General features: G+C 58.2%; 9 protein-coding genes and 2 tRNA genes. 2 read left to right on the top strand and 9 right to left on the bottom strand.

The features are described 5' to 3' along the window. Positions 1–439 precede the first annotated feature (439 nt). From E7002_RS03185 to E7002_RS03170, 4 genes are all read right to left on the bottom strand, one after another. Positions 440–1,939 (bottom strand): ATP-binding protein, encoded by a 1,500-nt coding sequence (locus E7002_RS03185; RefSeq protein ID WP_303727465.1) that lies wholly within the window; start codon positions 1,937–1,939, stop codon positions 440–442. Between the two features lie 725 nt (positions 1,940–2,664). Next, positions 2,665–4,011: a citrate/2-methylcitrate synthase gene (locus E7002_RS03180; RefSeq protein ID WP_066663402.1), complete on the bottom strand. Its 1,347-nt coding sequence runs from the start codon at positions 4,009–4,011 to the stop codon at positions 2,665–2,667. Positions 4,012–4,191: 180 nt separating this feature from the next. Beyond that, positions 4,192–5,523, bottom strand: a complete 1,332-nt coding sequence (locus E7002_RS03175) for an NRAMP family divalent metal transporter (protein ID WP_303727464.1) — start codon at positions 5,521–5,523, stop codon at positions 4,192–4,194. A 3-nt stretch (positions 5,524–5,526) separates the two neighbouring features. Further along, positions 5,527–6,876: a magnesium transporter gene (locus E7002_RS03170; RefSeq protein WP_303727463.1), complete on the bottom strand. Its 1,350-nt coding sequence runs from the start codon at positions 6,874–6,876 to the stop codon at positions 5,527–5,529. A 323-nt stretch (positions 6,877–7,199) separates the two neighbouring features. Between E7002_RS03170 and E7002_RS03165 the strand changes: the two genes are divergently transcribed. Further along, positions 7,200–7,276 (top strand) — tRNA-Arg (locus E7002_RS03165). A 688-nt stretch (positions 7,277–7,964) separates the two neighbouring features. On the opposite strand, the gene E7002_RS03160 is transcribed toward E7002_RS03165, so the two are convergent. Then, the gene (locus tag E7002_RS03160) at positions 7,965–8,657 is read right to left on the bottom strand and encodes a queuosine precursor transporter (RefSeq protein WP_303727462.1); all 693 of its coding nucleotides are present in this window, start codon (positions 8,655–8,657) and stop codon (positions 7,965–7,967) included. 600 nt (positions 8,658–9,257) lie between these two features. On the opposite strand from E7002_RS03160, the gene E7002_RS03155 reads away from it, so the two are divergent. Next, a tRNA-Arg gene (locus E7002_RS03155) sits at positions 9,258–9,334 on the top strand. Positions 9,335–9,430: 96 nt separating this feature from the next. On the opposite strand, the gene queC is transcribed toward E7002_RS03155, so the two are convergent. From queC to gatA, 4 genes are all read right to left on the bottom strand, one after another. Then, the gene (queC, locus tag E7002_RS03150) at positions 9,431–10,135 is read right to left on the bottom strand and encodes a 7-cyano-7-deazaguanine synthase QueC (protein WP_303727461.1); all 705 of its coding nucleotides are present in this window, start codon (positions 10,133–10,135) and stop codon (positions 9,431–9,433) included. Then, a complete protein-coding gene (gene queF, locus E7002_RS03145; protein ID WP_066663418.1) occupies positions 10,132–10,623 on the bottom strand; it encodes a preQ(1) synthase in 492 nt (163 codons plus the stop codon). The genes queC and queF overlap by 4 nt, the downstream gene beginning before the upstream one ends. A 92-nt stretch (positions 10,624–10,715) precedes the next feature. Then, positions 10,716–12,281, bottom strand: coding sequence for an Asp-tRNA(Asn)/Glu-tRNA(Gln) amidotransferase subunit GatB (gatB, locus tag E7002_RS03140; RefSeq protein ID WP_303727460.1), 1,566 nt, complete (start codon positions 12,279–12,281; stop codon positions 10,716–10,718). Next, complete coding sequence (gene gatA / locus E7002_RS03135) at positions 12,281–13,768, bottom strand: Asp-tRNA(Asn)/Glu-tRNA(Gln) amidotransferase subunit GatA (protein WP_303727459.1); 1,488 nt, start codon at positions 13,766–13,768, stop codon at positions 12,281–12,283. The genes gatB and gatA overlap by 1 nt, the downstream gene beginning before the upstream one ends.

The following is a 13,768-nucleotide window of genomic DNA, read 5'->3' as shown; positions in this document are numbered from 1 at the left end:
TCAGAGCTAGAGGATATGTCAGCGGCAGTGGGTAGGGTGACACCACCCGCTTCCAGATTATCCTGGAGGACTTCGTCACCCCATGCGAATGAAGGCACTTGCCAAACAAGCACCAACGTTAGCAAGAGCGCTAACGCATTCGATCCAGTTTTGCGGAATTTTTTCCGGCGTTCGAAATTCGACTTCTTGGTAGAAGTGTAGCCGGTTTTTGCGGCGCACGAAGCCGCCGCTCCCCTTTGCGAGCCCATAATGACAACCCCCTCGATCGGTGCAGCTATTAGGTTTAACTGGTCTTTTGTGCTGCAACTGATGTTTGGACCCCAACCTATGCGCACGCATGCATAGATGGTTAATGCTGATTAATAGCATATTTGCGGTAGCATAACAAGGGATTGCTACCCGCGGTGATTCATTTTGACACCTGGCGGTTACTATCGAACTATGCCCAGGCCGGCACGTAACGACGGAATTTAGCGCCTGATTTTTCGTTCTCGACCTTGATGAGGCCCACGGTTTGGCAATCGCGAATGAGACGAGACATGGCAAGCACGTTTTTCCGCTCGTTGGGCAGGCCAAAGCGCTCACGGAGCGTGGTGTTGCTGAACGATTCGCCCTGAGCGTAGCGCAAGCACGCATGCCAATACACGGCAGATTCCCTATCTGACCTGGACATTGCCTCGTATCCACCACAGCGGCGAAGCGTGACCACGGTACCACCCTCTTCGGTGCTCACCGTCTTCGGGGGCAGCATATGCGCTTCCTCGCACGCCTGGACCACCATGTCCCAACCAACGCCCCACTCCTCGCAAATGCCCATGTCGCGAAGCTGCGTCGAAAGAGCCACGTTACGCGTTTTCGGACGGGCGTTAAGCATCTGATTAGGAGGAACGAGGCTGCTACCCGGATTGCTGAATTCGATGCGATTGTCGTAGATGCTCACCAGCGGACCTGGCGTAAACGCCTGGATGTCCTGGTGCAACACCGAATTAACCAGCAGCTCGCGAACCGCACGTCGAGGATATGCATGCCCCACGCGCAGGTAAACGCCGCCTTCAGCCAGATCGCCCGTGGGCGTATTGCTGGCAATGTACGCTTCGGCCTTGGGCAACGCCGTGGCATAGCCCTCGTCGAATACTTCCTGATCTGCGATTTCATATGCGCCCCGGCCGGCGAAACGCACGATGCGAATCATGCGTCGGGCCAGCTCATCGAAGGCGCTGAGCTTCGTGGCAAGCAAGAGGGCACCCATTACGGTAATGGCATACAACCCGTCTTCCTGAGCGCGGATGATCTCGCGTTCTTCCAGGTCGGCCAGTAGGGCATCTTCTCCGGTGAGATTCCCCACATACGCGAGCCCGCCATTGGTGCGCCCGCTGCGCATGAGCGCTCGATAGGCCTCCAAGTTGAGCAATTCATGCAGCTGACGAGGCGAAACGCCTTCCATGGCAACGGAAAGCTCGCGATTCGGCCCCTGTACGCGATGCCATAGCTCTACCTCGCGCGGGCTTCCCACCTGCAGCTTCTTCGTCTTGTTGCCATGGCGCAGATAGGGCTTCCCATTGAAACGTACGGGATGACCTGCGGCAGCGTTGACCTTGAGCACCACGAATCGCTTACCCCATGCATCGAGCACATCGAACGAGAAGCGGGTGCCTTCCGAGAGGTTCGCCTTGAGCCAGGAAACGATCCTTTGCCCAGATGGAGACTTGGTTTCTGTAGGGCTAAACGAAGTGCCCACGAACTTATGGGAATTCGGACTAACGCCCCAGACGCAATAGCCATTGCCCCGGCCATGAAAGGCCGCGGAATTGGCGACAGCACACACGTCTTTCCCGATCTGCTGAACGTCGATTTCCGAGCCTACGAAGGCCAGCCATTCCGTATTGCTGGGATACCCCACAAGCGAATACAGAAGGTCCTCTGCATGAGTCGTTGTCACGATATAAAACCCCCTGCGGCGTTCCTGCACCTAGACATTTCGAGCAGATACGTGCGCAAACCCACCAGAGCCGTTCTAAGGCCCGTTTTTAGGTGAAAAGGTCTAGCACATCGTACCTACAAGGAAATAGCCCGTAGAAACGACGAGAAGGCCTTTGTATGTGCGCGGTGCACCCCACCAACCCCCGATGAGCTATTTGCGTGCGCCCATTTGCGAGTGGGATGCGGGCTATCTACCCAACCGGGTGATTGGGGCGGTTGTCATTTCAGGGACCCCAAGCCCCGCGTTTGATAAATAAGCGATAGTTAAGCCGCAAGTAGATGATACATTGCTGATTACTAATTGACAAGTAAAATTTGATGCAAATACCATCTCATTTCAACTATGCTGCTGAACAGGCCTTTTATACCGATTCTTTACGAGACGCCTTCTAAGATGCCGTAACCCCCACGCAGCGAATACGTACCCGATTTACCTAAAAACATGGGCTTAGAATCGATGGGTATCACAGGATTTTGTATCGTTTCACACATGATGTTTTCATTGACAATTTCATTATTCTCTCAATTGGAAACACCCTCCCCTACCCCCTCGAAACGCAAAAAGCCCCGCGGTATGCAACCGCGGGGCATAAGAAGGGTTCTTGATGCGCTTCAGGGAGCGAGAAAAGGCTAATTTACGGCCAGAACCGTCCGAGTGTCTTCGCGACCCAGAAACGAAGACGTCTAGCGCTCCTGAATGGGCACGTAAGGCGCCTCTGTCTTCTGCGTGCTCTTGTATGCGGGACGAATGATGCGCTTGCCGCTTACGATCTCTTCGAAGCGATGAGCGCTCCAGCCCGCCATACGCGCACAGGCAAACAGCGGCGTGAACAGGTCTTCCGGAATGCCAAGCATGCTATACACGAAGCCAGAATACATATCGACGTTCGCGCACATATCCTTGCGCGTGCCCTTCTCGCGAAGAATGACCTCGGGAGACAGGCGCTCGATAGCTTCGAGTAACTTGAACTCAGCCTCGAATTCGGTGCCGGCAGCCAGCTCGGAAGCATATTTCTTCAGCACCACGGCGCGCGGGTCGCTCTTGGTGTACACCGCATGACCCATGCCGTACACCAGGCCGCTGTGGTCGTAGGCCTGCTTGTTGACGATCTTCGCCAGATAATCGGCGACTTCATCGTCATTCTCCCAGTTCGAAACGTTCTGCTTGATTTCGGCCTGCATAGCGCGCACCTTGTGGTTCGCACCACCATGCTTGTGGCCCTTCAGCGAGCCCACAGCCGCCGAATACGCAGAATACGGATCGGTATCGGCGCTGGAAAGCAGACGCGACGTGAACGTGGAGTTATTGCCGCCGCCATGTTCCGCATGCAGGCAGAGCATGATGTCGAGCATGCGCGCTTCCTGGGGCGTGAATTCGCGGTTGGGGCGCAGCATGGAAAGGAACGTTTCAGCAGTGCTCTGACCAGGGATGAAACGATGCATGATCATCGACTCGTGATGATAGCGCGCGCGGAGTGCATAGTAAGAAAGCACGGCAACACGCGGAAGCTTCGAAATAAGCGAGATGGCCGTGGCAATTTCGTGCTCGTAGCTGCGGTCTTCCGCATGCTCGTCGTACGCATACAGCAGCAGAATGCAGCGCTGCAGGACGTTCATGACGTCGAGCGGCGTGTCCTTCATGATGATGGAAGCCGTAAAGCCATTGGGCAGGTCGCGGTTCGCATCGAGCGCGGCGATAAACTGATCAAGGCGCTCCTGCGTAGGCAGCTTGCCCATGAGCAGCAGGTATGCCACTTCCTCGTAGTTGTAACGACGTTCGCTGCCCGCATCGCCGATAAGGTCGTAGATATTGTAGCCGCGGAAGGTAAGGCGGCCGTCGTCGGCAATCTTGTCGCCATCGCTCATAACGTAGCCGTGTACGTTGGAGATATTGGTAATGCCGGCCACAACGCCCGAACCGTTGGCGTTTCGCAGGCCACGCTTTACGTCGTACCTGGTGTACCATGACGGGTCGATGGAATTAATGTCCGTGAAGTGGCGGTATAGTTCCAGCTTCTGATCTTCGCCCATAAGCATCCCTTCATCTACGGCGCTCCCTTGCACCGCGCATGCCAGCGTTTCAAGCCATTCTAACCGTTTCCCGGCGCACTTTACCGCACTATAGTAAAACGCAACAATGCTACACGAAGATAAAGAACGCCCCGCTTAGAGATACTCTAGGCGGAGCGAAAGAAGCAGTCGAATGGAGCGCTACGCCAAGCCAAGCGCCTGCATGACCAGCAGGATTACGGTAAGCACCACAACGATGGCCACCAGGAGCCACAAGAGCACCCGCATAACGGGACCTACGGCATATTTGCCCATCACATACTTATCGGCGGCGATGATGGCCATAAACGCCAGCAGAATGGGCAGGATGACGCCATTGATGAACTGAGCCATGATCATGACGCCCATTAGGTCCAGGTCGGGAATGAGCACGATGGCTGCGGAGAACACGATGATGCCCGTGATGAGGCCCTTGAAAATGGGTGCCTCCTTGAAGCTGAATTCCACACCCGCTTCCCAGCCAAATGCCTCGCACACGACAAACGCGCTGGTAAGGGGCAACACGCAAGCGGCCAGGAAGCTCGCGCCCACCAAACCCACTGCAAAGAGGATCTGCGCATACTGACCAGCAAAGGGCACCAGGGCGCTTGCCGCGTCGGCAGCGCTTTCCACGTGCACGCCCGCCGGGAACAGCACCGCACCCGTGGTTACGATGATGAACCAGGCCACAATACATGCCGCAACCGAACCGCTAACGGCATCAGCCCTGATGGCGAGCATTTCGTCCTCTTCCGTGCCCGTGCCCTTTTCCACGATATTGCTCTGGGCGTAGAACATCATCCACGGCGCAATGGTGGTACCAATCGTGGAGATAACCAGGCTAATGAAGTTCTGCGACTGGACAATCTGCGGCTGCACGGTAGAGAGGAATGCGCTGGGCCAATCGGGGTTCGCCATGAACGCGGCAATGATGTACGTGACGAACACGAAGGAGATAATGAGGAAGATGCGCTCGACGCGCTGGTAGTTACCACCGCTTACCAGCAGCCATACCGCCAGCGCCGACACGACGACCGACACCCACGTGGGGATGCCGAACATGCCACAGCCAGCAGCAATACCCGCGAACTGGGAAAACGTGGTGCACACGTTGCCGATGAGCAGGGCCAGCATGGCCAAGGCCGTGGGACGAATGCCAAAGCGCTCGCGCACGAGGGCCGCGAACCCCTTGCCCGTTACGGCACCCATACGGCCCGCCGTAAGCTGCACAACCACCAGCAGCACGCACATAACGGGAATGATCCACAGGCATGCAAAGCCGAATTCGGCGCCCACCGTGCTATACGTGGCAATGCCACCTGCATCGTTGCCGGCCATGGCCGTAATAATGCCCGGGCCCATGGCAGCGAGCACGACGGCCAGGCGACTTTTCTTCTTTATGGGAGAAGCAGGCGCATTTGCATCGCGCAAGATATCCTCGCCACGCTCAGCGCGTTCGGCCAGTACCTCTTCCGTAGTCTTGATTGCACTCATACCCTACCCCGCATATCCCGCGATATGCAGCACCACCAGGGTATATGCAATAAGCGCAACGATTCCGATGATGGAAAGAAGCGCACCGCGGGTGAAATTATCGCTCTTTGTTTCCTCGACATCGTCCTCGATAACGTCAATGGCGTCGTCGAAGGTTACGATGCCCAGCATTTCGCCGCGCTCGTCGACCACGGGAATAGCCCACAAGTTGTACTTCGAAATGCTCTCGGCAACCTCGTCTTCCGATTCATCAGGCAAAACAGTGATGAGGTCGTCGCTGAACATGATGTCGGCGAGCTTCGTTTCGGGCTGGGCGAGCACCAAGCTACGTACTGAAAGCACACCCGCGAGTTTGCCGTACTCGTCGTTCACGTACAGATAGTGGATGCTGGGGAAATCCTCGGGCAGATGGCGCAGGGCTTCGATCGCATCGGCCACCGTGTCGCCGGCCTGCATGGCAACCACCTGCGTAGTCATCATGCCACCTGCGGTTTCATCGCGATAGCCCAGCAGGTTGCGAATATCGGCAGCATCTTCCATACCCATGAGTCGCAGCAGGCGCTCGGCCTTTTCGTAAGGCAAATCGCGCACGATATCGGCGGCGTCGTCGGGCTCCATGCTGCCCAGCAGCTTACTTGCGCGGGCGTCATCGAGGTCGTCGAGGGTGTCGGCCTGGTACTCGTCTTCCATTTCCGAAATGGCATCGCTAGCACGCTCGTCGTCGAGATGCTCGAACACCGCAGCGCGCTGAGCAGGATCGAGCTGTTCCAGAATGTCGGCCACGTCGGCGGGATGCAGCTCGTTCAAACGCGTGTGCGTAACGGAGAGCTGCACCTTCGAGAGGTCGCGGTCGAGTAGGTCCATGTAATTCCAGGCAATGATCTGCTCGTCGATGCGCTTGCCCACAAGCTTCGCACATCCAGCGACAGCGCGCTCGATCCAAGGGGCCAAGCCGCGAAGAATGCCACGAATACCCACTTCAGCGCCCAGGAGACGGAGCTGAGTACCGCTTTCCGACAGCTTGAGGTCGTTTACGCGCACGACTTTCATGCCATGCGTGTCTACAATCTGACGATCCATGAGGTCGCGCGCCAGAAGGACTTCCTGAGGCTGCAGATAGCTAAAGCGAATGCCCGTAGAAGGCACAGCAAGGCGCACGGCGTCGCCATCGTAGCGATCGACGTACTTGCGCCAACTAATCATAAATGGCACGTTACCCGGCCCCTTAAAGGCCAAGCTCGTGACGCGAGGGAACACCTCGCCCGTTTGGATTGCCAGGTCGGAGATAGATCCGATACGCTCGCCATCTTCATCGAAGACAGGGCGACCCAGCATCTGAGAAAGATAGAGCACGCTTCCTCCAAATGTCGTTATGCGGCTGCCGCTGAGGCAGCCACGGAGGGCGTGCCGGAGCGGCTAACTACTAAGAGGTTTGGATTTTCGAACCTTCAAGTAATAACCTTCCATTGTTCCAATACATGCAGGTATGGGCACTATGCTTCGCTTTGGAAGCCGAGCCGCAATCGCTCGCCGCCCTACCACCTGGCAAGACGACGTGCGGTTCGCACCCGCGCAGGAAACTGTAACAGATGCGCTTGTGAAGTGCAGCAAATATTTCCAAAAAGCGTGTTGACTCCTTTTCGCGAACTGTTAATATACCTTTTGCTGCTTCAAATGCGCCGTTACCTCAGCTGGATAGAGGGACTGACTACGAATCAGTACGTCGGGGGTTCGAATCCCTCACGGCGCACCATTTAGCATTGTAAAGCTCCTGTTCGCAGGGGCTTTTTTGTTTTCCCGGACGGCGCTGGGGGCGCGGGGCGCGGGGGATCGTCCCGATCGCCGCCCGTCCGCATGCGCCCCGCCGGACACCCGCTCCGCTGCTCGCGTGGTTTCGGCCCCACACGGGCCGAAACCTACGCTCGTGCGCTCGCTGGTTCATGCCTTTACTTTGCGCTGCCCAGGGTTGTCCGCGGATTTGCGTGAGGCTTCGCCTCCCGCTCTCCGCGGCAACCCCGGGTTCAGCGCTATTTAGTGCTTTCACAGTGGTCCTACGGGGCGCATGCGGACGGGCGTGACCCGTTCATGTCAATCACAGTGCCTCCTACGGGGACCACGCCCCCAGCGCAACCCGATTGGAGAAAAACCCCCGGAAGGAGCTTGCGAGTCTGACTGGACGCGGGGATTCGAGCCCTCGCCGACTTGTGGGGACCTGGGGAAAGTGTGTGAGCTGGCCAGCTTCGCTGGCGGCGCCTTTTACTGGCTTTTCGCGTAATCGCGAAAAGCAGAGCGGAGTTGGAAGATTGACCCTTCCCGCTTGTCGGCTACGCCGACTACGCCTCCACGGGTTGCGGGACATAGAAACAGCCTGACCTGCGACGCAAAAACGCCCTCGTCGCAATGACGAGGGCGTTAAGCATGCGAGCCATTAGAACGGACTGCTACGCTTCAGCTTGCTGCATGGCACCGGAAGCGGGCATGCGACGCGTGAGAAGGTAGAAGAAAGGCGTATCGCAGGCCGCGAGGACCAGCTTGATGAGGTACTGGCCCACCATCATGGCGCCCAGAGCGGGGAGCATGGCGGGGTCGAAGAGCCAGCCGAAGCCGATGCCGAAAGCGATACCCACAAAGACAACCGTGTCGATGATCTGGGACGTCATGGTCGAGGCATTATTCCAGAGGAATCGGAGCTTTTCGTTGCTCGTGCGCGCAAGGACGTTGTCGCGAATCTTGTGGAAGACCCACACGTCCCAGGACTGGGAAAGGAAGTACGCCGTCATGCTGCCAATAACGAAGATGACGTTCTGACCCAGGAGCATGTCGTAGGATACCTGCATCTCGGCATTTGCCGCAGGCAGATACTGGGTAAGCAAGATGAGACCCGTTGCCAAAAGCTGGCACACGAAGCCCCAGTTTACGACCGTCTGAGCAGCCTTGCGCCCCCAGATTTCACCGATAACGTCGGTCATGAGAAAGGTAATGGCGTAGCAGAGCGCTGCGCCCGGTAGCGTAATAGTGCTGCCGAACAGGGGAATCCCCGTTTGAATGGTCTTTGCGGTCACGACGTTGCTCACCACGAGCGACACCGCGAACACCATGCCGCAAAGCATAAGGTTCTTGTTCGTCTTCTTCACTTTTCATTCCTTAGTTTTGATGTAGCTGGATAATTGCGAACAGCTGCTCGCCGAAACGAGCCTGCGAAGTATATCACCCACGTATGGAGGCGCTATGTGCTCCCCCTCCATGGTTATCCCGCTCGCGCATACGACCGAGCCCGCAACGTTGTCCCGCTCGCGCATGCGCCCCGTGGCCGTCGTCTGGACACCCGCTCCGCTGCTCGCGTGGTTTCGGCCCCGCACGGGCCGAAACCTACGCTCGTGCGCTCGCTGGTTCATGCATTTAAAAGGGTTGCTTGGCTAAGCCAAGCAACTTCATTTTTTGTTTTCACAGTGTCCTGACGACGGCCACGGGGCGCATGCAAACATTAGAGGTGGGCACATGGTTCCATCCCGCTCGGCGCGTGGCGCCTCGCCTATCGGGTAGGCACATGGGTCCGTCCCGCTTGGCGCAGAGCGCCTTCGCTGCCATGGTTGGGCTCATTGCAGCCGTCACTGGTCGCAATTTCTGCGCGGGGACCCTTGGGAAGTGTCGGAAATTTGAAGGTCTGAATAAATCCGCGAAAGCCGTTGACACGAGCGGATATAACGGGCATTATATTCCTCGCTGATTTACTTGCGCCGTTACCTCAGCTGGATAGAGGGACTGACTACGAATCAGTACGTCGGGGGTTCGAATCCCTCACGGCGCACCATTTAGCATTGTAAAGCCCCTGTTCGCAGGGGCTTTTTTGTTGCCATAAACTAACGACGCCCGGCTTTGCTACAAGCCGGGCGTCGTTTTGCATCGCTTATTCTGCATAAGGAACGGGATCCTCGGTCCCGTTAGCACGAAAAGCGGCAATGCGATCGAGACACGTGGCACACGTACCGCAGGGGGCCTCCCCACCTTCATAGCACGACCACGTAAGCTCATACGGCACGTCGAGCGACAAACCACGCTCGACCACCTGGGCTTTCGTACAATTAACGAACGGCGCAACCAAATGCACGTTACCATAGGTACCCACGCTGAGCGCCTTGTCCATAGCCTGCGTAAAAGCCGGGGAACAATCGGGGTAGGCATCCCCCGCCGCATCGTCTGCATGGGCGCCCAAATAGATATCGCACGCCTCATCCGGGAACAAGGACATGGCTAGAGCACCCGCCGCAGAAAGCATAAGGCCATTGCGGAAGGGGACGTAGGTATTCGGGCGGCCATTCTCGTCAATCTGCTTCGCATACGTGCCATGCGGCACTTGCTGCGAACTATTCGCCAGCATGGCACTATCGGAATACTGCATGATACCCGCCAGATCGGGCGTGTAGTGACGAACGCCATAGTGCTTGGCCACAGCATCGGCCGCACGCAGCTCACGATCGTGGCGCTGCCCATAGAAGAACGAGACGCTCGCCACGTTTTCAGCACCCAGCTTGTCTACTGCCAGGCCCAGACACGTAGTGGAATCCACCCCGCCGCTGGAAAGGACAAGCGCCCGCTTCGCCGCAGGGCTCATCGGGCACCATCGCCCTTGTCCAGGTCGGACAGCTGCGCAAACATGCGCTCACGCGCAATTTCCTGATAGCCGAAATCGGGGTGAGCCCAGTTCGCAAACGGGTAGATGGAAATGCCGCCACGCGGATAAAACATGCCACGCACCTCGATGTACTTCGGCTCCATGAGCTTTACCAGGTCGTTTACGATAATGTTGCACACATCCTCATGAAAATCGCCATGGTTGCGGAAGCTGAACAGGTACAGCTTCAGCGCCTTGCTCTCGACCATGCGCACGTTGGGAACATAGTTAATGTAAAGCGTGGCGAAATCCGGCTGACCCGTAATAGGGCACAACGTGGTGAATTCCGGGCAGCGGAACGTGACCATGTAGTCACGATCGGGATGCTTGTTTTCGAACGTCTCCAATACCGAAGGGTCATAATCGGTGGCGTACTTCGTGCCCTGGTTACCCAGCAGCGTGATGCCCTCAATTTCCTTTTCGCGCATACGCGCTCCTTTCAAACGCAGAGCGCGCAGCCGCGGTTATTCCCGCACGCTGCGCGCCTATCTTTATTCCGCTATCTGCGGAAACCGTTACATTAACCGAGCTTCGAGGTGAGAAGCTGGTTGATGAGCTTGGGGTTACCCTGCCCCCGCGTGGCCTTCATGCACTGCCCCACGAAGAAGCCAAGCAGACCCGTCTTGCCGCCACGATACGCCTCGACCTTGTCGGGGTTGGCGGCGAGCACTTCATCGACGATAGCCTCCAAGGCACCAGTATCGCTTACCTGCTTCATGCCGCGCGCTTCCACGATGGCAGCCGGGTCGGCGTCTTCATCGAGAATGGCCTGCAGCACTTCTTTGCCCTGCTTGCTAGACAGCTCGTCGGCTGCAAGCATGCCAACCAGTGCGACCATACGCGCGGGCGTAAGGACGTTCGCATCGATTTGCTCGCCATTGTTCAGGCGGGCCGCAATGTCATTGATAAGCAGGTTGGCCAGGGGCTTCGCGAATTCAGGCTTGCATTCCGGCAGCGCCATGCAGTCCTCGAAGAACGCTGTGGTAGCACGATGTTCCACCAGATGACGGGCGTCGTAGCTGGAAAGGCCGAAGCTCTCCTTGAAACGCGCAGCCTTCTGATCGGGCAGCTCGGGGAGCTTGGCGCGCACGCGCTCGATGAATTCGTCGGAGAGGTCGTACGGCGCCAGGTCGGGGTCGGGGAACATGCGATAGTCGTCGGCCGTTTCCTTCACGCGCATGACGATGGTGCGCTTGGCGGACGGATCCCAATGACGCGTTTCCTGGTAGATGATGCCACCCTCTTCGAGCACCTCTGCCTGACGGCAAATCTCGTAGGCCAGGCCGTCGTGCAGGCTCTTGAAGCTGTTGATATTCTTGAGCTCGGTCTTCGTACCCAGCTGCGTGGTGCCACGGCGACGCAGGCTGATATTGCCGTCGGCGCGCAGGCTACCCTCTTCCATGCTGCAGTCGGAAATGCCAATGGCCAGGAAGATCTGACGTAGCTTCTGCATAAACAGACGCGCCTCTTCCGGCGTACGCAGGTCGGGCTTGGTAACCAACTCGATGAGCGGCGTACCTGCGCGGTTGTAATCGACCAGGCTCTCCTTAGCGCCCTCGATGCGGCCTTCCGCACCACCCACGTGAATCATCTTGCCAGCGTCTTCCTCCATGTGGATGCGCTCAATGCCCACGTGCGCACGGTAGCCATCGGCCGTACGCGTGATGTTTTCGACCTGCTCGCCTTCCGCGAGCTCTTCCAGGTTGTAGCGCTCGGAAGCGCCGCGGCCATCGACGTCGAGGTCGAGCCAGCCGCGCATGCAGAATGCCTTGGGGCCCTGCGTGGTCTGGAAGTTCTTCGCCATGTCGGGGTACATGTAACCCTTGCGGTAGAACATCGTGTGCTTTTCGATGTCGCAGTTCGTAGCAAGACCGGCAAGCACGATATTTTCGATAGCGGCCTTATTGGGCACCGGCAGGGCACCCGGCAGGCCCAGGCACACCGGACAGGTATGGGTATTGGGTTCCGCGCCGAATTCCAGCTTGCAGCCACAGAACATCTTGGTTTCCAGCTTGGTGAGCTCACAGTGCACTTCCAGGCCGATTACGGCTTCCCAGTCGCGCAGCACTTCTTCCATGCTCTTCATTAGCGACCACCCTCCTCTTCAGCGAACGCAGGCGCCACAGGAGCGGGGCCATAGATGGATTCAAGCGCGGAAGCGACGCGCAGCATATTGGCATCATGGAACGCCGGAGCGATAAGCTGGGCACCCACCGGCAGGCCCGTGTCCTCCCCCAGCCCAATAGGCATATTCATGCCGCCATTACCAGCAATGTTGATGCTGATGGTGAAGATATCGGACAGGTACATGGTGGTGGGGTCGCTTACCTCGCCGAACTTGAAGGCAGTACGGGGAGACACCGGCGCGAGAATGCAATCGACCTGCTCGAACGCACGCGTGTAATCCTGCGTGATGAGCGTACGCACCTGCTGCGCGGGATAGTAGTACTTGTCGTACACGCCCGAAGAGAGCAGGTAGCTACCCAGCATGATGCGGCGACGCGCCTCGGGGCCAAAGCCCTTCGCGCGGCTCGCTTCGTACTGGCTGCCCAGATCGTGATGACCGGGGTCGCGGTACCCGTAGCGCACGCTGTCGAAACGCGACAAGTTGCTGAACGCCTCGCACGGACCGAGCACGTAATAGGCGCTCATGGCCGCCGCGGCGTTGGGAAGCTCGACTTCCACCAGCGTGGCGCCCGCAGCTTCCAGCTTGGCAGCTGCAGCCTCGATGGCGCTGCGTACTTCCGAGGTAAGGCCCTGAGCCTGCATGAAGGCAGGCACGATGCCAATACGCATGCCCTGCACGCCCTGGTCGAGGTTGGCCGTGAAATCGATGGCGCATTCCTGGCTGGTGCAATCGAGAGGATCGCGGCCGGAAAGCGCATTGAGCGTAAGCGCCGCATCGCGCACGTTGCGCGCGAACGGACCCACCTGGTCGAGCGAGCTGCCAAAGGCAACCACGCCGTAGCGACTTACCACGCCATACGTGGGCTTCACGGCTACGACGCCGCAGAAGCTGCCGGGCTGGCGGATGGAACCACCCGTGTCGCTGCCCAGCGTGACGCAGGCCATGCCCGCGGCCACCGCAGCCGCGCTGCCGCCGCTGCTGCCGCCGGGAACGCGCTGCAGATCCCAGGGGTTCTTCGTGGTGCCAAAGGCGCTGGTTTCCGTGGAGCTGCCGAACGCGAACTCGTCCATGTTCAGCTTGCCCAGGGGTAGGCCACCCGCATCGAGCACGCGCTGCACGCACGTGGCGGTATAAGGCGACACATAGTTTTCAAGCATACGGCTGGAGCACGTAGTATGGGTACCCAGCTGATTCATGTTGTCCTTGAAGGCGACGGGCACGCCGGCCAGGGGACCCAGTTCGTCGAAGGTGCCCGCAGCGATAGCGGCATCCACGGCGCTTGCGGCTTCGCGCGCAGCGTCGGCCGTAACTTCCAGGAATGCGTTCACCTGAGCGTCGACGCGCTCGATGCGCTCGAGCGAGCTGTCGGCAATCTCGCGCGCAGAGAACTCGCCTGCACGCAGGCCCGCCTGGATTTCAGCGATATTCATGCTAGAAAACGACAT

Source organism: Denitrobacterium detoxificans (genome assembly GCF_015062615.1).
GTDB lineage: Bacteria > Actinomycetota > Coriobacteriia > Coriobacteriales > Eggerthellaceae > Denitrobacterium > Denitrobacterium detoxificans_A.
Note: the sequence above shows the minus strand (reverse complement) of the source record. Positions and strands in the feature narration are given on the sequence as shown.